This is a genomic window from Pseudomonas ovata, assembly GCF_003131185.1.
Taxonomy (GTDB): Bacteria; Pseudomonadota; Gammaproteobacteria; order Pseudomonadales; family Pseudomonadaceae; genus Aquipseudomonas; species Aquipseudomonas ovata.
The window spans coordinates 17,192-38,264 of the sequence record NZ_QFFU01000035.1 but is presented as its reverse complement, the minus strand read 5'-3'; the positions used below and the strand labels follow the sequence as shown (position 1 = coordinate 38,264).

The following is a 21,073-nucleotide window of genomic DNA, read 5'->3' as shown; positions in this document are numbered from 1 at the left end:
AGGCTGGCAAACACATACAAGTCCGCCGTCACACTCAGGCAAGACAGCCTGTGGCCTGCTGGCCCTTAATAAGCCTCATCGGCGCAGCGCTTCACGGCGCGGCCGTTGAGTCTTCATTACCCTGGGCCTGCACCATGATCACTATCGAAACGCCGACCTATTACTCAGCGACGAAAAAATACAACCTGAGTTTTCCGACGCTCGAACACGACGTCGAGGCCGACGTGGTAGTCATCGGCGGCGGTTTCTCGGGCATCAATACCGCGCTTGAGCTGGCTGAAAAAGGCATCACCAACATCGTGGTGCTCGAAGCACGCTACCTGGGGTTTGGCGGCACCGGGCGCAATGGCGGGCAGATCATGGCCGGCATCGGCCACGACCTGGAGAAGATCCGCAGCAGCGTCGGCGAAAGCGGCATCCGCGAGATCTTCGAGATCAGCGAGCTGGGCGCCGGGATCATCAAGGAGCGCATCGCCCGCTACGACATCGACGCCGACTTCTGCCACGGCTACGGCTACCTGGGCTTCAACAAGCGCCAGGAGCAGACCCTGCGCAACTGGGAGCGCGACTTCAAGTCAATCAACAACAAGGACGAGATCCGCTTTCTGGCCGGTGCCGAGGTGAAGCAGATCATCGGCTCCGATGTCTATGGCAGCGCCCTGCTGCACATGGGCGGCGGCCATGTGCATTCGCTGAACCTGCTGCTGGGCGAGGCCAAGGCCCTGAGCGGGCTGGGCGTGCGCATTTATGAACACAGCCCGGCGCTGGAGGTGCAATACGGCAAGCGCATTACCGTGCGCACCGGGCGCGGCTCGGTCAAGGCCAGCAAGCTGCTGTGGGCCTGCGACAGTTTCCTCAACAAGCTCGAACCGCAACTGCACAGAACCACCGTCAACACCTATGCCTTCCAGATGGTCACCGAGCCATTGCCGGAAGAACTGATCCAGCGCATCAGCCCGATTCGCGGTGCCTACAGCGACATTCGGCCGGTGATCGACTATTACCGGGTCACCCGCGAAAACCGCCTGCTGTTCGGCTCGGCCACGCCGTTCATCGAGCACATCCCCCGCGACCTCAAGGCCTGGAACCGGCGCCTGATGCTCAAGGTGTTCCCGTACCTCAAGGACGTCAGGATCGACCTGGCCTGGGGCGGACCGATGGCCACCGGTGCCAACCTGTTTCCGCAACTGGGCACGCTCAACGGCCGGCGCAATGTGTTCTACGTGCAGGGCTACTCGGGATTTGGCGTCACCCCCAGCCACATCATCTGCAAGGTGCTGGCCGAGGGCATGAGCGAGGGCTCCGCGCGCTATGACCTGCTCAGCGCCATCCGCCACCCCGACATCATCGCCAAGGACCTGCTGCGCCCGCTGCTGCTGACCGGCGGCAAGACCTTTCACCAATTATCCGGCTACTTCAACGGTCGCCGCTGATTCATTTCATTCCTACAGGAGCACTGCCATGACCCTTACCGTAATCAACAAAGCTGTCCAATTGAGCGAACTCGATGCCTGGGGCCCTGTAGCCGATATGGGCTCGACCGTGCTGGAAGGCGATGTCCAGGCCTTCGGCAAGATGACCTTCGGCGCACCGACCGATCCGGTCAGCAGTGCCTACTTCGGCACCACCCAGGGCAAGTTCCGCATGGTCTACCCATTCGATGAACACGCCACCGTGGTCACCGGCGAGCTGGTGCTGACCGATGAATCGACCGGTGCCGTCAGCCGCTACCAGCCCGGCGACAGCTGGTTTGTGAACAAAGGCACGCCGGTGCTGTGGGAAGTGGTCAGCGAGAGCTTCGTGAAGCATTACTTCGCAGTGGCCTGATCGGCCTCAACGCTGCATCAGCGACAATGAATCGCAGAACAGACGCCACAGCGCCTTGAGCCTTCTGTCATAGGCTTCGGGCGTGGCGTAGATCAACTCCACATGCAGGCTGTCGACGATGCCCTGGTAGGCATCGGCGAGCAGCTGCCGGTCGCCCTCGTCCATAAAGGGGTAACGCTGCCCGAGCAAATGCACAAAGCGTTCGCGCAGCACCGCCAGATAGCCCTCGAACCCGGCACTGATCACCGGGCGCAACGCCGTGGGCGGATAGAACGCCGCACGCAGTAAAAAGCGCAGCGATGCCGAGGTCCGGTGACGCTCGGCCATCTGCTCGACATGCTCGCGGCCCGGCACGGCATTCAGTTCACTGTCAGCGCTGAAACCACTTTCCATGTACAGCCGCTCGTTTTCCAGGGCTCGCTCGAACACGATCAGGTACAGGTCATCCTTGCTGGCAAAGTGCGCGTAGAGCGACGGCTTGCGCATATTGGCCAGGGTCGCAATGTCATTGAGCGACGAGCCGTCATAGCCACGCTCGGCAAAATGCTCGATGGCCAGGCCACAGATTCGCTCGGCCGAAGCACTCAGGGTTTTCATCAATCCATGTCCTGGCAAAGTGCGCGACCTAACGATAGGTCGCAAAACGGGCCACTATAAGAGTCCCTTCTGCACGGGTCAAACCGCACGCCGGAACCTGCACCCGTCACGCCGCCCCCGCTGCATGGGTCAGCCGATAACTGCGAAAGTCCTTGGGCGATTGCTCGAACTGTTTCTTGAACGAGCGGCTGAAATGCGCCGAATCGGTAAAGCCCCACTTGTAGGCAATGGTGGTGATCGACTCGCTGCGCAAAAAAGGATTGGCCAGGTCTTCGGCGCTGCGCTTGAGCCGTGCGCGCTGGATATAGCGGCACACGCTGTCGCCTTCATCTTCGAACAGGCGGTACAGGTGCCGTACGGAAATATTCAGGCGTGTGGCCAGGGCCGATGGCGTCAGGCCCGGCTGGCCGAGGGACTCGTCGATAAGCTTCTGCACATAACTGCGCAGGTTGGCATTGCCCAGCGCCCCGAGTTCCGGACACTGCGCCTGGCTGTGTTCCAGCGCCGAGGGCAACAGGGAAACCAGTGCGTTCTGCAAGCCGTGCTCGTCGCTGTCGGGCATTTCTTCGGCGCCGGTGTCCTTGCACATCTGGTCCATCAGCACATGCAACATGCGCCCACAAGTGCGAGTGGCCGAGACTTTGCCGAAGGTCAGGCGTTCGTGCTTCATGGCCTTGAGCACATCCTGGCGCGGCAAGGACAGCGAAGCGTGCTCAATCAGGCCGAACGGGGTGATTTCACAGGAGCCGGTGGAATCCATCAGCAACAGGTCGCCCGGCGCCAGCTTGATGCTCAGGCCATGCTGGGTGACCTGCGAATACCCGCTGCGCTGGCTGACCAGAAAACAGTCCTGGTCGTTGTCCTGGTCGGCACTGCCGGCCTGACGCAGGATATTGCCGGCATTGGTGCGCAGGCTGGCCAGTTCAAGACCGGAGCGGGACCAGGTGTGAATTTCACCGATGAACAGTGAACGATTGAATGCCAGCTCGGTGTCGAAGCGACCACAGATGGCGTGCAGCCTGGCATTCCATTGCTCAAGGCCATTACGGGCGGTTTGATCAGCGTGCATACCTACCTCTCTGATAAGTCATTCTTGTTATGTGCGCATTGATAACATGTTAACAATATACGCACAACAGGGATGCGACTGACCGGATAAAGGCAGGATACGTGCCAGATGTTTCTAGATCTGCGCCAACACCCTTTGCAGGGCTTTCAACGCTGCAAACAACGCGGCTTTCTGCTCGCCGGCAATGCTGATATAGCGCCTGAACGCCGGCATGCGATTGACCACTTCGCTGCCGCCCATGTGTTCCAGGCGCACGATCCACTGGCCCGCGGCCGCCTCCAGGGTCAGGCGCTTGAAGTCCAGCGGCATCAGCGCCTCGATCAGCGGGCGATCCAGTTCCAGCGCCTGACGCAATGCCGCCAGGGCTGTGTCGTCACCACCGCGATGCCGACAGCGCAGCCCGGTGCGACGAATCGACCCGGTATGGTGCATATCGTAACGACCGCTGCACCGGGTTACAGCGGGCACCGTCAAGACGAACTCACTCATCACCAGGTGCATCAGCAATTGCGACTCGGTGCGCTCGCGCACTTCACAGCTCAGGTCCGGCAGGCTCAGGCGCGCCTTGCGCGGCTCGATCAGTTGCCAGGCCGCGATGCCCAGGTTGCGGCGCAGGTGCTCAAGCGTTACGCCGGGACGGTAACCGCTGGGGTCACGTTCGGCGCTCAGGCCTTCAAACAGTCTTGAGAGCAGCACGGTCAGCCTCCTGTGCCTGCAAGCCGGGTTCGCTGGCGAACTCTTTGGCCAGCACTTCTTCGACCGAGGCGGGCCTGAACGGATGAACGCGCTGCACCACCAGCGTCCAGAACAGCGCATAGGCCGCCGTGGCCGCCAGCATGATGCCGAACGGCACATAGATATCGGCCGGGTTCATGCCCGGTGGCGTAATGAACCACATGCCCAGCAGAATACCGACGCTGGAGACGATCTGCGGCAACGGGAACCACGGTGAACGGTAGGCGCGCGGCAGGTCGGGACGGCGGATACGCAGGCTGACCACCGAGATTGTCACCAACAGGTAGGCGGTGCTCCAGGCACAGACGGCGGCCAGTACCAGGTGAATCATATTGTCGGCGTTGCCACCCAGCCACCAGGCGTGCAGGCATGGAATCAGCATCGCCACCAGAATGCACAGCAGCGGCGTCTTGAAGCGCGGGCTCAGGTAGGTGAACACCTTGGGCAACGCGCCATCGACGGCCATGCCATAGATGATCCGCGGCACACCGGCCATCAGGGTATTGATGGTCGCCGCGCCTGCAAACAGAAAACCGATGCCCAGCCAGATCGGGCCGATGTCGCCCATCACCTGCTCGGCAAATTTCGGAATGGCCATCGGCGTGTCCAGCAGGTGCACGCCGGTGGCGGCATCGAGCAACACGTTTTCGACCTGGCGCTTCATCGCGGCGCCATAGATGAACATGCAGGCGGCCACGCCGAGCAGGCCGAGAATCATCGCCTTGGGCAGCACCCTGGCCGACTGGCGCAGGTCCGGTGCCAGCGGTGTAACGAATTCGCAGCCCACGAACATGAACATCGCCATGCCGACCAGCGACAGGATGGTGATCAGGTCGGTGCCCACCAGTGATACGCCGAACAGGCCGTCCAGTTCGACGGCGGGCGCTGCGATCAGGCCCAGCACACCGAAGGTCATCAGCGTCACCCACATGCCGAAGGTCAGGATGATTTCCACCTTGCTGAACGCGCTGACACCAAACGCGTTGAGGACCCCCAGTACCACGACAAAACCCACGCCCAGCAGCCAGGAGCCACCGGCCGACTCCGCCAGAGTATTGAGGTGCTCGAAATTCACCAGCGCCATGACCCCGGCCAGGATCGTCTCGGCGGTGCCGGCAAACACATGCACGATCAGGTAGGCCGACAGTGTGCCGGTGATCGCGAAAAAGCGCCCCATGCCACAGTTAATGTAGTCGTACACCGAACCGGTGGTCGGCAGGATCGAAGCGGCTTCGGCAAAGGTGGTGGCCTGGGCCAGCATCATGATCACCGCCACGATCATGGCCAGGGCGAAGGCGCTGCCGCCGATGCCGAAGCCCATGGTGGCGGTGAGGATGACCGGGCTGGCCATGATCAGGCCAATGGTGCTGGCCAGGGCGGTAGGAAAACCGACCGTGCCGCGATTCAGATGCTCGGTGAGCTGTTGGTTGAGTGACATGCTGCGCCCCTGCACAGGAGATGGACATAGGCAGTGCTGACGATCATTGGCGACGCTTGAACCTCTGCGCGTCGCCGATGATCGTGGCACTGCGGCATACCAGCCACTTTGCGCCGCCGGTAGCCCTCAGTCTTGCCCGTGGCTGACGGTGATTTTGTTGCAGGCTGCCAACCGTGCAGTGCTGGCGAGCAGAAACAAACCGCTGGCACGCGCTGCAAAGACTTGCACCCCCCGCATGCCCCTAACTGGCAGGGCACTCATTACAGACCACCACCAAGGGGGCAACACCATGGAGCGCTTCACTCGACGCAACACCTTGCCAACACTGATCGGCCTGGGCCTGGCCGGCCTGATGAGCGCCGGCAGCGCACAGGCCATCGAACTGTACAGCGATGAAGACACCACGCTGACCGGCAATTTTCTCGCTGTATACGGCCACTTCAACAGCCGCAAGAACTACGACGGCACCGCCGGCGGCTCGACCTGGCGCGAAGGTTTCATCAAGTACGGGCTGAGCGGCACCCAGGGTATTGGCCTGTTCGGCAGCCTGTACGGCACCGCCAACCTGGTCAGCTCCGCCACCTGGGGCGACGGCGATGCGGCCGGCTTTACCGATGGCAGCGAGCGCACCACAAAATTCGATGAAGCCTTCGTGGGCTGGAAATCGGGTGATCTGTTCCCGGTACTGGGCAAGGATGGCGTCGACCTGTCGTGGGGCCGGCAGATCATTACCCTGGGTGACGGCTTTATCATCAACGACGATGGCCTCAACCTGGGCAAGGGCCCGGCCGATGGCGACCTGAACCGCGGCGGTGCCTACTATCTGGCCGCCCGGCACGCCTTCGACAAGACCGTCGCGCTGCGCCTGGGCGGCAAGGAAGGCCTGCACGGCAGCCTGCTGTGGTTCGAATCGGACAACCACGCCCAGGCCAACACCGAAATGGCCGCCGCGACCCTGGAATACACCGCGGCCCCCGGCACCCTGGGGCTGACCTGGATCCATGGCCTGAATGTGGACGAGCGCTATGCCAGCGACTTTCAGCGCCAGCGCGACGGCATGAACATCTACAGCCTGCGTGGTGCCGGCAACGCCGGGATCGAGAACGCCCACTTCTCGTTCGAATACGCCCGGCAGAACAAGAACGCCGGTGACGAGAACGCCTGGTACCTTGAAGGCGGCTACACCTTCGCCGACCTGCCCTGGAGTCCGGACCTGACCTACCGCTACAGCCGCTACTCCGAAGGCTGGGACTCGATGTTCACCGGCCTGAACCGTGGCTTCGGCACCTGGTTCCAGGGCGAAGTGGCGGCCAACTATTCCGGACCGTTCAACAGCAACACCGGCATTCATCATGTGGGCCTGAAGGTCAAGCCGCTGGAAAACCTGACCCTGGGCGCGCTGTTCTTCGATTTCAAGACTCTGGACACCCGTGCGGCCTTGAACCTGGACGGGCGTGAACTGGACGTATATGCCGAGTGGGCGGTCAACGAGCACCTGATCATCACCCCACTGGTAGGCCTGTACAAACCGCGCAAGGACCAGGACACCGGCGGCAACCAGTTCGGCGGCAACGGCAGCAACCTGTACAGCCAGGTGATCGTGGCCGTACCGTTCTGATTCAACACTATCGCGCAGCAAACAGGGGCCCGGGTAGGAGCGCGCTTGCCCGCGACCGGCTGCGTTAGCAGTCGTAAAATTGTGGCGTTTCCGAGATATTGAATGTGTTTGCAATCAAAAAATTGCAGCGTTTGACACATTTTGCGAGCGCTACGCACTCGGTCGCGGGCAAGCGCGCTCCTACGAAGCGCCGCCGTGGCGTAAAAGCAAAAAACCCCGCCTTTCTCAAGGCGGGGTTTTTCGTTTTACCGCAGCCTCAACCCGTTACAGCGGGTTGGCCTGCGCGCTCATCGCCAGGTCCAGCAACTCGCGGTTGGCCACCGCGTACATGGCGTAGTCGGTGCCGCTGGCCGCACGCAGCTCGACCAGCATGGCACGCCAGCGCTCGACCATGGCCGAATGCTGCTCCAGCCACAGCGCCAGGCGCTCTTCCACGTCTGCCGGACCATCGACCATCTGCAAGACAGAGATGGTGATCGCCCGCTGCTGCCAGTCGATGTCGTCGCGGAACGCCTCGCGGGCCAGGGCCTGCCAGTTGTTTTCCACCGGCAGGCTGCTGATCTGCTGCAGGTACCAGGTGATTTCCAGGGCACTGCCCACCGCAAAGTAGGTCTTGGCCACGTCGGCGGCGTTCTGCCCGGTGACGTCGGAAGCCTCGATGATCGGCAACAGGGTGTACAGGTGCGTGGTGCCAGCCACCATGCGCGCGAGCAATTCCGGCACGCCGGACTCCACGTACGCCTCGTAGCGTTCCTGCCAGACCGTACGGGTACGGCCTTCGAGCAGACCGTCCAGCTTCAGGCCCAGGGCCGCGATGTGCGGACCGAAGTGCGCCACGTCGCGCGCCGCATCCAGCTCGTTGCGGCGGCTGCGCAGGAACCAGCGGGTGGCCCGGCGACCCAGGCGCATCAGCTCGTCCATCAGCGCCAGCTGGATCTCGGCCGGCACCTTGTAGTCCAGCGCTTCGATCTGGCGGAACCAGTGCGGCAGGTGGAAGATGTCACGCACGATCACGTAGGCACCGGCCACGGCGGCGGCGCTCATGCCGGTGGACTCCTTCAGGCGCTGCACGAAGGTGATGCCCATGTGGTTGACCAGGTCGTTGGCGATCTGGGTGCTGACAATCTCGCGCTTGAGGCGGTGATTGCGCATGGCCACAGAGAAGTTGGCCGCCAGCGACGACGGGAACGCGGTTTCCATGTCCCGTGCCAGGTAATCGTCATCCGGCACGCGCGATTCCAGCAGCGCTTCCTTGAGGTCGATCTTGCTATAGGAGATCAGCACCGACAGCTCGGCACGGGTCAGGCCATGGCCGGCCGCCACGCGCTCGGCAATCTGCTCTTCGGACGGCAGGAACTCAATGACGCGGTCCAGCTTGCCACGCAGTTCCAGGTCGTTCATCAGGCGCTTGTATTCGGCAATCCGGTCGTAGGCACGCCGGGCCGCCAGGGACAACGCCTGGGTCTGCTTGTAGTTGTTGCCCAGCACCAGATGGCCGACATCGTCGGTCATGCTTTCGAGCAGCTGGTTGCGCTGCTTCTGGGTCATGTCGCCGGCCTGGACCACTTCGTTGATCAGGATCTTGATGTTCACTTCGTGGTCGGAGCAGTCCACACCACCGGCGTTATCGATGAAGTCGGTGTTGGTCGCGCCGCCATGCAGGCCGAACTCGACACGGCCCAGTTGGGTCATGCCCAGGTTACCGCCCTCGCCCACCACCTTGCAGCGCAGCTCGTTGCCATTGACGCGCAAGGCGTCGTTGGCCTTGTCGCCGACATCGGCGTGGCTTTCTTCGCTGGACTTGACGTAGGTGCCGATGCCGCCGTTCCACAACAGGTCCACTGGCGCCTTGAGCAAGGCGTGCAGCAGTTCGGTCGGGGTCAGCTTGTCGGCCTTGATGTCAAAGCGCGCCTTGATCTGCTCGCTCAACGCGATGCTCTTGGCGCTGCGCGGGAAGATACCGCCGCCCTCGGAGATCAGGCTGGCATCGTAGTCGGTCCAGGCCGAACGCGGCAGGTCGAACAAGCGCTGGCGCTCGGCGAAGCTGGCGGCCGGGTCCGGATTGGGGTCGATGAAGATATGCAGGTGGTTGAAGGCTGCGACCAGCTTGAGCTTGTCGGACATCAACAGGCCGTTGCCGAACACGTCACCGGCCATGTCGCCGATGCCGATCACCGTGATGCTGTCCTGCTGGACATTGATGTCACGTTCACGGAAGTGACGCTGCACGCCCACCCACGCGCCCTTGGCGGTGATGCCCATCTTCTTGTGGTCGTAACCGGCCGAACCGCCCGAGGCAAAGGCGTCGCCCAGCCAGAAGCCGTAGTCGATGGCAATGCCGTTGGCGATGTCGGAGAAGGTCGCGGTGCCCTTGTCGGCCGCCACGACCAGGTACGGGTCGTCGTCATCGTGACGCACCACGTTGACCGGCGGCACCAGCACGCCTTCCTTGAGGTTGTCGGTGATGTCCAGCAGGCCGGAAATGAAGATGCGGTAGCAGGCGATGGCCTCGGCCTGGATCTCGTCGCGACCGCCAGTGGTCGGCAGCCGGCGCGGCACGAAACCGCCCTTGGCACCGACCGGCACGATCACCGAGTTCTTGACCTGCTGGGCCTTGACCAGACCCAGCACCTCGGTGCGGAAGTCTTCTTCACGGTCCGACCAGCGCAGACCGCCGCGGGCCACGTTGCCGAAGCGCAGGTGCACGCCTTCAACGCGCGGCGAATAGACGAAAATCTCGAACTTGGGCACCGGCTTGGGCAGCTCGGGAATCAGGCGCGGGTTGAACTTGAAGCTGAAGTAGCCCTTGCTCTGGCCGTTGGCATCGGTCTGGTAGAAGTTGGTGCGCAGGGTGGCCTTGATCAGGTCCAGGTAGCGACGCAGGATGCGGTCTTCGTTGAGCACCTGGACATCGTCCAGGGCCGTGAGGATCGCCTGCTCCAGACGCAACTGCTTGTCGTCCAGGTCGTCGGCACCCAGCTTGCGCGCCAGGTAGAAGCGGGTCTTGAACAACCGGGTCAACTCGCGAGCGATGTCGGTGTGGTTGTTCAGGGTGCTGGCGATGTACCCCAGGTCGAAGCCCAGGCGGATCTGCTTGAGGTAGCGGGCGTAGGCACGCAGCAGTGCCACGTCGCGCCACGGCAGGCCGGCGGTCAGCACCAGGCGGTTGAAAGCGTCGTTCTCGGCATCGCCACGCACGATGTGCACGAAAGCGTCCTGCAGCACGTCGTTGAGCTGCTGGATGTCCAGGTTCAGGCCTTCGGCGGTGAAGGCAAAGTCATGAATCCAGAACTCGCGGCCATTGACGTGGCGCAGGCGGTACGGAAACTCGCCGAGCACGCGCAGGCCGAGGTTCTCCAGGATCGGCAGCACGTCCGACAACGCCAGCGGGGTGTCGGCGTGGTACAGCTTGCAATGCAGTTGCTGGCGGCTGCCCGACAGCGGCTGGTAGAAGCTCATCACCAGCGGATTGGTTTCCGACAGGCTCTGCACGTGCTGCATGTCGACCACGGCCGAATGCGCGGCAAAGCGCTCGCGGTAGCCGGCCGGGAAGCCCTTGGGGAAGTCTTCCAGCACGTTGGTACCGTTGGCCTCGCCGAAGCTTTCGATCACCAGGCTGGCGTAGTCGTCCTTCCACGAACGGCAGGCCTGGATGACTTCGTTTTCCAGTTGCAGCGGATCGATTTCCAGATTGATCTTGGGGTCGACACGCAGGATCAACTGCACACGGGCCAGTACCGACTCGGAGAAGAAGGTCCAGAACTCGCAGTCGCTGGCCTTGAGGCGGTCCATCAACACCTGCTGGATCTTCTGCCGTACTTCGGTGGAGTACACGTCACGCGGCACATAGGCCAGGCAGTAGCAGAAACGGCCATACGGATCCTTGCGCAGGAACACACGGATCTTGTTGCGTTCCTGGATCTGCACGATCGACATCACGGTGCCGAACAGGTCGTCCACCGGGGTCTGGAACAGGTCGTCGCGCGGCAGCACTTCCAGGACCTGCGCCAGCTCCTTGCCCAGGTGGGCCTTGGCGTCGAAGCCGGAGCGGCGCTCGACTTCCGCGACCTTGCGGCGGATATAGGGAATCTGGTGCACGCTCTGGCCATACACGCTGGAGGTGTACAGGCCCATGAAACGGCATTCCTTGACCACAGTACCTTCGGCGTCGATCAGACGGATCGATACATAGTCAGGATAGGCCGGGCGGTGGACGCGGCTTGGCAAGGCGGCCTTGGTGAACGACAGCAGGGTCGGCTCCTGCAGGTACTTCACCGCATAGTCTTCGATGTGCAGCTCTTCGGTGCTCAGGCCCACGCGCAGCAGCTTGGTCAGGCCCAGGAGAGACGACGGGTCGTATTCGATCTGACCGCCATCGGTCTCACCGTGGACCTTGAATTCTTCATAGCCCAGGAAGGTGAAGTGGTTGTCGAGCAACCACTGCAGGAACACCTTGACCTCGGATTTCTCTTCGCCGTCGATGCTGTATTCACTGTTGTCGATGGCAGCCAGCACATCGTTGACACGGGCCTTCATGGCCTCGAAATCTTCGACCACCACGCGCACTTCGCCCAGTACCAGCTCCAGCTCGCGCGCCAGGGTGTTCAACTCGCTGGCATTGGAGCAGCGGTCGATTTCCAGGTACATCAACGACTCTTGCTTCACATCAGGGCCGGTGGTGCCCTTGGGCAGCAGCTCCAGCAACTCGCCTTGCGGCCCGCGACGCACGCTCAGCACGGTGGTCTGCAGGGTGTGGATGCTGTAGCTGCGGCGGTTCAGTTCGGTGCGGACCGAGTCGACCAAAAATGGCAGGTCGTGGTGCAGCACTTCGATCACGGTGTGGGTCGATTGCCAGCCGTGACGTTCGTAGTCGGGGTTGTAGGCGCGTACTTGCGGGGTTTGGTGCTCGAAGCGTTCCAGCAGTCGCCAGGCCGACAGGGTGCAGCCCGCCAGGTCGGAAAGGCGACGCTGGGTCAGTTCGTCCAGGGAAATGATGCCGAAGAATTGTTCGGCGAACAGCGCCACTTGTGGCAGTGCCTGTTCACTGATGTGCTGAGCCAGGGCCGCCTGCAGTTGATGCTGGAAGTCGGCCTTGCTGGCTGCGGTGAAGAACGCCATCGATGATACTCCGCTTTGCTTTTATAGAGGGAGGCTTGGAGCAGGTGTCGCGATCAGGGCATGATCGAGTGTAGAGCCAAACGGGCGAAGCCTGCGTGCCGGGCTCCAGCCTTTGTGAATTCCGGGAAGTACGTCAGAAAAAAGCGACGAACCGGTGTCGTCCATGCGCAAGCCGTTCGTCGCCTTTCAGCTTAACGATAGCGGTGCATACAGGGCGTACAAGGCTGCGACATATTCGGTCATCGTGTGACTGCCCGGGTCTGTAGCTGTTTCGAAGTGATGCATTTATGGAGTTCGACAGGGACTGTCTTGTTATTGGGTCGGGGGGCTCACTGACACACCCAGGCAGCCCCGATTACCCGACCGCCCATCCCACTGCAGCAATGTTCATCAAGGACTGGCAAACTCACCGCTTTGCCAGCCGCCTGCCCAGGAAGTCACCCCATGCTTATCAATACCCCCTGCCTGATCGCCAACCCGTGCGACGACGAATACGACGACATGGCCCTGCTCTGCTGCCACGGCGAAGACGGCGACCTGTTCTCCCTCAGCCGCTTCCCCGACGAAAACGAAATCGAAATCAGCCTGGGCGACGACAAGACCCTGGCCGTCACCCACCTGAAAGTCACCTTCGGCGCCGAACGCCTGCTGGTCGAGCTGGACGCTGCCGATGCGGCCAGACTCGGGGGTGACACGCTGTACGAGATCCGCCACGCCAGCGATGCCCTCGACCTGCGCGAAGCCGACGACACATTGCGCATCATTCTTGCCAATGTCGGTATATATGTCAGCGAGATCGCCTGATCCGGGGGAGTAAAGTCAGGCGTCCTCTTTCTGGAGCCTGCCATGACCGCCCCCCGCTTCGACGCCCACTGCCATATCTTCAACCCGAGGTTCCGACTCAAGACCCACCTTGAGTCGCCACCCGAGCCCTTTACCGTCCAGAACTACCGGGACTGTGTCGTGCCACTGGGGTTCAGTGGCGGCGTCGTGGTCTCCAGTGCCCTGCAGGGTTACCAGCAAGGCCACCTGCTGGACTCACTGCGCTGGCTGGGACCGGGCTTCGTGGGCGTGACCCAGGTCTCGCCGATGATCACCCATGCCGAACTCGACACCCTGAACGGCTTCGGCATCCGCGGCCTGCGCCTGACCCTGCGCCGCGGCGGGGCCCTGTTGCCCGAACAGGTGCTGGACCTGGCCCGGCGCGTCCACAGTCATGTCGGCTGGCACACCGAACTGGCGATCGAGGCCCGCGAACTGGCCGAACTGCAAGAAACATTGCTGCAGCTCCCGGCCCTGAGCCTGGATCACCGGGCGCTCAGCCGGCCGGCGCTGCCGACCCTGCTGCGCCTGGCCGAGCAGGGTGTGCACCTCAAGGTCTGCGCACCAGGACGCTTCAGTCCGGGGCTGGCCTCGATCCTGCGGGATCTGCACGACGCCAACCCGAACGTGCTGATGTTCGGCAGCGGAGCGCCCCTGATTCCCGGGCAACGCGGCATTACCAAGCGGGACATCGACCTGCTGTACGACATTCTGGGCGACGCCGGCGCGCAACGGACGCTATGGCACAACGCCTTTAGCTTCTACCGCCTGCAAACTTCTTGAGAAAAAGCCGGGGCTCCATGCCTTGTCAAGGCATGACCGCCCCCCTGGACGCATAAAAAACACCTGCCGTCGTTAGTGGTTCAAGCCCCGGATGCATTAAAGTATCGCCCCCGGTCCAGGGTCTGAACGAAGGTCGGCAAGCAAAGCCCGGCAATCGCCCCTGACCGTTATCCGACATAACGGCACCCGCCTGCCAGGAACCATCACCGATGGAACATCGTGAAGCGCTGAATGCGCTGCGAACCTTTCTTTCCACCCAGATCCTCGGTCAGGAAAAGCTGGTCGAGCGCCTGCTGATCGCCCTGCTTGCCGACGGCCACATGCTGGTTGAAGGCGCGCCGGGGCTGGCCAAGACCAAGGCCATCAAGGAACTGGCCGAAGGCATCGAGGCGCAGTTCCATCGCATTCAGTTCACCCCCGACCTGCTGCCCGCCGACATCACCGGCACCGAAATCTACCGGCCGGAAACCGGCAGCTTCGTGTTCCAGCAAGGGCCGATCTTCCATAACCTGGTGCTGGCCGACGAAATCAACCGCGCCCCGGCCAAGGTCCAGTCGGCCTTGCTCGAGGCCATGGCCGAGCGCCAGGTCAGCGTCGGGCGCAGTACCTATGACCTCTCGCCGCTGTTCCTGGTCATGGCCACCCAGAACCCGATCGAACAGGAAGGCACCTACCCGCTGCCCGAAGCGCAGCTCGACCGCTTTCTGATGCACGTCAAGATCGGCTTCCCGGATGCTGCCGTGGAACGCAAGATCCTCCAGCAGGCGCGTGGCGAAGCCCTGAACGGCGAGACCAAGCCCGAGCGCCGGGTCAGCCAGCAAGCCATCTTTGCCGCACGCAAGGAAATCCTGGGTCTGTACATGGCCGACGCTGTCGAGGAATACCTGGTGCAACTGGTGATGGCCACCCGCACCCCGGCCAAGTTCGACCCGGAGCTGGCCGAGTGGATCGCCTACGGCGCCAGCCCCCGTGGCTCCATCGCCCTGGACCGCTGCTCACGGGCCCATGCCTGGCTGGCCGGGCGCGATTTTGTCAGCCCCGAAGACATCCAGGCCGTGCTGTTCGATGTCTTGCGCCACCGGATCATCCTGTCCTTCGAAGCCGAGGCGGCCGGCATCGACCAGGACCGGGTGACCCAGCGTATCCTCGACGTCGTCGCTGTCGCTTGACGCCATGCAGAGCGAGCTGATTGCCCCGCCCGGTATTAGGGTCAGCCTGCGTGAGCTGATCGAAATGCGCCATCGCGTGCGTGAGGTGCAGTTATTCTCCACCCCGACCCGGCGCAGCCCATTGATGGGCCTGCACCACTCCAAGCTGCGCGGGCGCGGGGTGGATTTCGATCAGGTGCGCGTGTACCAGGCCGGCGACGATGTACGCAATATCGACTGGCGCGTCACCGCCCGCACCCAGGAGCCACACACCAAGCTGTTTCATGAAGAACGCGAACGGCCGATCTTCCTGCTGGTCGAGCAGAGCCGCCGGCTGTTCTTCGGCTCCGGGATGATGTTCAAGTCAGTGCTGGCCGCCCAGGCCGCCGCCTTGCTGGGCTGGGCGGCACTTGAGCATAACGACCGGGTGGGCGGGCTGGTGTTCGGCGACCGCGAGCATTACGAAATCAAGCCAAGGCGCAGCAAGCAGAGCCTGTTGCAACTGCTCAACCGGCTGGTGCGTATCAACCAGTCGCTGCACACCGAAATCGCCGCCGACCATGAGGCCTTCGGCACGGCCTTGCGCCGCGCCCGCGAGGTGCTGCGCCCCGGCAGCCTGGTGATTGTGCTGTGTGACGAACGGGCGCTGAGCGATGCCGCCGAACAGCAACTGAGCCTGTTGTCGCGCCATTGCGACCTGTTGCTGCTGCCGCTGTCCGACCCGCTGGACCGCGCCCTGCCCGCCGCCGGCCTGCTACGCTTTGCCGAGCGTGGCGCCAGCCTTGAGCTCGACACCCTGGATGCCGAGCTGCGCAAGCATTACCGCGATCAGGGCATCGATCGCTGCGCACGCTGGGAACGGCTGGCCAAGAAATTGCGCGTACTGCTGATGCCCTTGAGCACCCAGACCGATCTGATCGAACAACTGCAGCAGTTCCTCAACCCCCGGCGTCCGGGCAAACCCTCATGAACCCGCTGGAACAACTGCAACCGCTGATCGCTCCGCCCCCCGTCAGCGGGTGGCCACCGGCCCCGGGCTGGTGGCTGCTGGCCCTGCTGCTGCCGCTGGCGGTCTACGGCCTGTGGCGCCTGCACCGGGTGCTGCGCACCAAGGCGCCGCTGTCGCGCGCCGAACAACCGCTGGACCCGTTGCGCGTGGCGGCCCTGGCCGAGCTGGCCAGCCTGCCCAAGCCCTACGACGGCGCCCCGGCCGGCGCCTGGCTGCAGCACATCAACGGCCTGCTCAAACGCTTGTGCCGCAACCAGTACCCCTACAGCCAGAGCCACACCCTGAACGGGCGCAAGTGGCTGGCGTTTCTCGACAACCGCTGCCCCGCCGCCGGCCTGACCCGCTGGATGGTGCTGGTCGAAGGCGCCTACAAGCCTGAATGCAAGCTCGACGACAAGGCCATCAGCGGCCTGACCCAGGCCGTCGACACCTGGATTCGCAAGCATGTTTGAATTCGCCTGGCCGTGGATCTTCGCCCTGCTGCCGCTGCCCTGGCTGATGCGCTGGCTGTTGCCGGTGGCCGATAACGGCGAAGCCGCACTCAAGGTCAGCTTTCTCAACGAACTCGAAAGCCTGAGCGGTCGGCGCGCCAAGGCCAACCTGCCCGTCTGGCGCCAGGCCGGGCCGCTGCTGTTGATCTGGCTGCTGTTGCTGGCCGCCGCGGCCCGTCCGCAATGGCTGGGCGACCCGTTGCCGATCGCCGCCAGTGGGCGCGACCTGCTGGTGGCGGTGGACGTCTCGGGCTCGATGGACTACCCGGACATGCAATGGCAGGACGAGGACGTCACCCGCCTGGCGCTGGTACAGAAGCTGCTGGGTGACTTTCTGGAGGGTCGCGAGGGCGACCGGGTCGGCCTGATCCTGTTCGGCAGTCAGGCCTTCGTGCAGGCGCCCCTGACCTTCGACCGCCATACCGTGCGCGTCTGGCTGGACGAAGCACGCATTGGCATCGCCGGCAAGAACACCGCCATCGGCGACGCCATTGGCCTGGGCCTCAAGCGCTTGCGCCAGCGTCCGGCCGAAAGCCGGGTGCTGGTGCTGGTCACCGACGGCGCCAACAATGGTGGACAGATCGACCCGGTGACCGCCGCCAGGCTGGCCGCCGAAGCCGGCGTGCGCATCTATCCGATCGGCATTGGCGCCGACCCCGACAGCACCGGCGTGCAAAGCCTGCTGGGCCTCAATCCGAGCCTGGACCTGGACGAACCGACCCTCAAGCGCATCGCCCAGCTCAGTGGCGGCCAGTACTTCCGGGCACGCGACGGCGACCAGTTGCAACGCATCCGTACCGCCCTCGACGCCCTGGAGCCGGTGGCCCAACAGCCGACCCAGGCCCGTCCGGCGCTGGCGCTCTATGCCTGGCCGCTGGCCCTGGCCCTGTGGCTAAGCCTGCTCTGGGTCATCGTCGAACTCTGGCCCAACAACGCTCTGCAACGCCTGCACACCTGGCTGCGCCAGAAACTGGCAGCGCAGCTGCAACACGTTCGACAACGCCTCAAACAGCTACGGAGCCCGAAATGATCAGCCTCTGGCCACACTGGCTGCGCCCCGCCTGGCTGCTGGTCGTACCGCTGCTGGCGTGGCTGCTGTACAAGCTCTGGCACCGGCAGAAACGCGCCGGGCGCTGGCAGATGATCCTGCCACCGGCCTTTCATCATGTCCTGCTCGGCGGCGGTCATGGCCGCGACAGCAAGACCCACTGGATCGTGCTCGGGATCGCCTGGCTGCTGGCGGTGCTGGCGCTGGTCGGCCCGAGCTGGCAGCGCCTGGAACAGTTTGGCCAGAAGCCCATCGACCCGCTGGTGGTGGTGCTGGAGCTGACCCCGCAGATGCTGGCCAGCGACACCCCGCCCAACCGCCTGGAACTGGCCAAACGCAAGCTGCGCGACCTGTTGGCAACCCGCAACGATGCGCAGACGGCGATCGTGGTCTACGCCGGCAGCGCCCACACCCTGGTGCCGCTGTCCGACGACCTGGCCACCAGCCATAACCTGCTGGAAACCATCAAGCCATCGATCATGCCACTGGCCGGCCAGCGGGCCGACCTGGCCATCGGCAAGGCCCTGGCCTTGTTGCACCAGGCCGACGTGGGCCAGGGCCGTATCCTGCTGATCGGCACATCACTCAGCGAACAGGAGCGCCAGGGCATTCGGGGTGCCCTGGCCGGGCAAGGCACCCCGTTGCTGATTCTGGGCATGGGCAGCCGCGACGGTGCACCAGTCAGCCTGGACAACGGCGGCCTGCTACGCGACGAACACGGTGCAATCGTGCTGTCACGCCTGGACGGCGCCAGCCTCGATGACGTTGCCACGTCGATGGGCGGACACTACCAACAGGCCCGTAGCGACCTGCTGGACCTGCAAGGCCTGGGCCTGCTCGACAACCCGCAGCGTGTGCTCAACGACGGGCGTCGCCTGCGGCTGGACACCTGGGCCGATCAGGGCCACTGGCTGCTGTTGCCGCTGCTGCTGCTGGCCGCCTGCGCCATGCGCCGTGGCTGGCTGTTCGGGCTGGCCTTTTTATGCGTCTTGCCGCGCGAAAGCCTGGCATTCGACTGGCAGGACCTGTGGCTGCGCCCGGACCAGCAAGGCCAGCGCCTGTTGGAGCGCCAGCGCCCGGCCGAGGCCGCACAACGCTTCGAGAACGTGCAATGGCAAGGCATGGCGCTGTTTGCCGCCGGTGACTACGCCGGTGCTGCCCAGCGTTTTGCGGCCGGCGACAGCCCCGCCGACCATTACAACCGTGGCACTGCCCTGGCCTTGAGTGGTGAGCTGGAGGGCGCCCTGGACGCGTTCGACCAGGCCCTTGAGCGCCAGCCGGATTTTCCGGCCGCACAAATCAACCGGCTGTTGGTGCAGCAGGCCCGCGATCAGGCCCAGGCCGCCGATGAACCGCCGCCCGATGAGCCCACCGAAAATGAAGATCCGGCCACACAGACCGACGCGGCAGAGCAGAATGCCGCGTCAGCCGATGGCCAGAGCGACGCCCAACCCGGCGAGCAGGCGGACACCCCGAGCGCGTCAAGCGACCGCGACACACCCAATGAAAGCGACACCGTGAGCGGCACGCCGATTTCCGACGACGCCGACAATACCACGCGTCCGCCGCTGCAAACCGGCGACGCGCCCCTGGACGGCGAACGGCGCCAGGCCCTGGAACACTGGCTGCGACAGATCCCGGACGATCCCGGCGAGTTGTTGCGGCGCAAGTTCCGCTACGAACAGCAGCATCAGGAAACCACCCCATGAGTCGTGCGTCATTGTTTGTCGGTTTGTTGCTCGGGGTGTTCATGCTCCCGGCCCAGGCGGCGGAATTGACCGCCCAGGTCGACCGCACGCGCCTGAGCGCGGGCGAAACCGTGGAACTGACCCTGGAAACCAACGACGTGACGCAGTTCGGCAAGCCCGACCTGAGCGTACTGGACACCGACTTCGAGGTGCGCGACACCCGCCAGGTCAACCGCCTGACGACCCTGGACGGCGCCAGCCAGGCCAATACCCGCTGGCTGATCACCCTGCTGCCCCGGCAGACCGGCAGTGTGCAGATTCCGCCCCTGACCCTGGGCGAACTGAGCAGCCAGCCGATCACCCTGCAGGTGCTGCCCGGCAACGTGCAGGAGCCGGCCAACGAACTGGCGCCGGTATTCATCGAGGCCAGCCTGGATCACGACAGCGTCTATGTGCAGGCCCAGGCCGTGCTGACCCTGCGCATCTATCATTCGGTGGCGCTGTTCGACGACAGCAACCTCAGCCCGTTGCAACTGCCCGAGGCGCGCATCGAAAAACTCGGTGAGCCGCGCACCTATGAGAAGCTCATCAACGGCATTCGCCACGGGGTGATCGAAACCCGCTACGCCATCTACCCGCAGCGCAGTGGCGTGCTGCAGATTCCGGCGCTGGTGTTCAGTGCCACCCAGGTGCAGACCGCGGCGGCCATCGGCCCCGGTCAGCAACAGGCGCCCAACCCCTATGGCCCACAACCGGGCAAGGCGTTGCAGGTCAGTTCGGCCGAGATCACCCTGACCGTCAAGCCGACGCCCCACGACTGGCCGGCGCACCTGCCCTGGCTGCCGGCACGCAACGTGACCCTGGAAGAAAACTGGAACCCCGACACAGTCAATACCCAAGTCGGTGATTCGTTGACCCGCACCCTGAGCCTGCAGGTCGAAGGCCTGTCGGCGGCGCAACTGCCGCCCTTGACCAACCCGGACCTGCCAGGCCTGCGCCGCTACCCCGATCAACCGCAACTGAGCAACGAGGCCAATGAACGCGGATTGATCGGCCGCCGTCAGGAGAGCGAAGCGCTGGTGCCCAACCGTACAGGTGCCATGGAACTGCCAAGCATCGAGATCACCTGGTGGAACACCCAGCAAGAACACATCGAACACAGCAGCCTGCCGGCGCGCACCCTGCAAGTCACCAACAACCCGGGGCTTGCGGTCGACACGCCCGTGGGCGGCGATCACAGTGCCCTGGCACCGTGGCTGTGGGTCTGGCAACTGAGTACGCTGTTCTTTGCCTTCACCACCCTGTTGGGCGCGGTGTTCTGGTGGCGCGCCAGGGGCCAGCCGGCGGTGGCCCGCAGCGCCCAGAGCGGCCCCAGCCCGCGCACGGTGCTGGACGACCTCAAGCGCGCCTGCCAGGCCAACGACCCGCACGCCACCCGCCAGGCCCTGGACGCCTGGGCCCGCCAGCAACCGGAAACCCTGGCCGAAATGGCCGCCCGCTTCGTGCCGCTGTCCGATGCCCTGGACGGCCTGAACGGCGCGCTGTACAGCGAGGCCGGCCAGTTCTGGCTGGGCGAGGACCTGTGGCGCGCCATCGGCACCCTGCCGGCCAGCGAACGCTTACATGCCAATGGCGAGGCCGGACTGCCGCCGTTGTACCCCAAATAACGCGTTGCAGGTCAA

Annotated in this window: 16 protein-coding genes; 11 read left to right on the top strand and 5 right to left on the bottom strand. The window is 63.9% G+C overall.

Translation table 11 applies throughout. The features are described 5' to 3' along the window. The first annotated feature begins 134 nt into the window (after positions 1-134). The gene (locus tag DGA31_RS27915) at positions 135-1,433 is read left to right on the top strand and encodes an NAD(P)/FAD-dependent oxidoreductase (RefSeq protein ID WP_109514706.1); all 1,299 of its coding nucleotides are present in this window, start codon (positions 135-137) and stop codon (positions 1,431-1,433) included. A 28-nt stretch (positions 1,434-1,461) separates the two neighbouring features. Further along, complete coding sequence (locus DGA31_RS27910) at positions 1,462-1,827, top strand: cupin domain-containing protein (protein ID WP_109514705.1); 366 nt, start codon at positions 1,462-1,464, stop codon at positions 1,825-1,827. A 6-nt stretch (positions 1,828-1,833) separates the two neighbouring features. Here DGA31_RS27910 and DGA31_RS27905 read toward each other — a convergent pair whose 3' ends face one another. The 4 genes from DGA31_RS27905 to DGA31_RS27890 form a co-directional block, all read right to left on the bottom strand. Next, the gene (locus DGA31_RS27905; protein ID WP_109514704.1) at positions 1,834-2,424 is read right to left on the bottom strand and encodes a TetR/AcrR family transcriptional regulator; all 591 of its coding nucleotides are present in this window, start codon (positions 2,422-2,424) and stop codon (positions 1,834-1,836) included. Between the two features lie 106 nt (positions 2,425-2,530). Continuing rightward, positions 2,531-3,493, bottom strand: coding sequence for a transcriptional regulator FeaR (feaR, locus tag DGA31_RS27900; RefSeq protein WP_056840402.1), 963 nt, complete (start codon positions 3,491-3,493; stop codon positions 2,531-2,533). Positions 3,494-3,607: 114 nt separating this feature from the next. Then, a complete protein-coding gene (locus tag DGA31_RS27895; protein ID WP_056840809.1) occupies positions 3,608-4,186 on the bottom strand; it encodes a DUF3156 family protein in 579 nt (192 codons plus the stop codon). Continuing rightward, positions 4,167-5,666 (bottom strand): APC family permease, encoded by a 1,500-nt coding sequence (locus DGA31_RS27890; protein ID WP_109514716.1) that lies wholly within the window; start codon positions 5,664-5,666, stop codon positions 4,167-4,169. The genes DGA31_RS27895 and DGA31_RS27890 overlap by 20 nt, the downstream gene beginning before the upstream one ends. Before the next feature lie 289 nt (positions 5,667-5,955). On the opposite strand from DGA31_RS27890, the gene DGA31_RS27885 reads away from it, so the two are divergent. Then, complete coding sequence (locus DGA31_RS27885) at positions 5,956-7,284, top strand: alginate export family protein (protein WP_109514703.1); 1,329 nt, start codon at positions 5,956-5,958, stop codon at positions 7,282-7,284. Positions 7,285-7,548: 264 nt separating this feature from the next. On the opposite strand, the gene DGA31_RS27880 is transcribed toward DGA31_RS27885, so the two are convergent. After that, the gene (locus DGA31_RS27880) at positions 7,549-12,402 is read right to left on the bottom strand and encodes an NAD-glutamate dehydrogenase (RefSeq protein ID WP_109514702.1); all 4,854 of its coding nucleotides are present in this window, start codon (positions 12,400-12,402) and stop codon (positions 7,549-7,551) included. Between the two features lie 444 nt (positions 12,403-12,846). Here DGA31_RS27880 and DGA31_RS27875 point away from each other — a divergent pair, with 444 nt between their 5' ends. The 8 genes from DGA31_RS27875 to DGA31_RS27840 all read left to right on the top strand — a co-directional run bounded on the left by DGA31_RS27875 (position 12,847) and on the right by DGA31_RS27840 (position 21,058). After that, entirely contained in the window at positions 12,847-13,206 is a 360-nt protein-coding gene (locus tag DGA31_RS27875) for a hypothetical protein (protein ID WP_109514701.1), read from the top strand. A gap of 42 nt (positions 13,207-13,248) precedes the next feature. Continuing rightward, positions 13,249-14,007, top strand: coding sequence for an amidohydrolase family protein (locus DGA31_RS27870; protein ID WP_109514700.1), 759 nt, complete (start codon positions 13,249-13,251; stop codon positions 14,005-14,007). 209 nt (positions 14,008-14,216) lie between these two features. Next, a complete protein-coding gene (locus tag DGA31_RS27865; RefSeq protein WP_056840408.1) occupies positions 14,217-15,176 on the top strand; it encodes an AAA family ATPase in 960 nt (319 codons plus the stop codon). Positions 15,177-15,180: 4 nt separating this feature from the next. Further along, the gene (locus tag DGA31_RS27860) at positions 15,181-16,125 is read left to right on the top strand and encodes a DUF58 domain-containing protein (protein ID WP_056840409.1); all 945 of its coding nucleotides are present in this window, start codon (positions 15,181-15,183) and stop codon (positions 16,123-16,125) included. Then, a complete protein-coding gene (locus DGA31_RS27855; RefSeq protein ID WP_056840410.1) occupies positions 16,122-16,616 on the top strand; it encodes a DUF4381 domain-containing protein in 495 nt (164 codons plus the stop codon). The genes DGA31_RS27860 and DGA31_RS27855 overlap by 4 nt, the downstream gene beginning before the upstream one ends. Further along, on the top strand, positions 16,609-17,685 hold the full coding sequence (locus tag DGA31_RS27850) for a vWA domain-containing protein (RefSeq protein ID WP_056840411.1): 1,077 nt from the start codon (positions 16,609-16,611) through the stop codon (positions 17,683-17,685). The genes DGA31_RS27855 and DGA31_RS27850 overlap by 8 nt, the downstream gene beginning before the upstream one ends. Continuing rightward, a complete protein-coding gene (locus DGA31_RS27845) occupies positions 17,682-19,412 on the top strand; it encodes a VWA domain-containing protein (protein WP_109514699.1) in 1,731 nt (576 codons plus the stop codon). Before DGA31_RS27850 ends, DGA31_RS27845 begins: the two co-directional genes overlap by 4 nt. Then, positions 19,409-21,058, top strand: a complete 1,650-nt coding sequence (locus tag DGA31_RS27840; protein ID WP_109514698.1) for a BatD family protein — start codon at positions 19,409-19,411, stop codon at positions 21,056-21,058. Before DGA31_RS27845 ends, DGA31_RS27840 begins: the two co-directional genes overlap by 4 nt. Positions 21,059-21,073 lie beyond the last annotated feature (15 nt).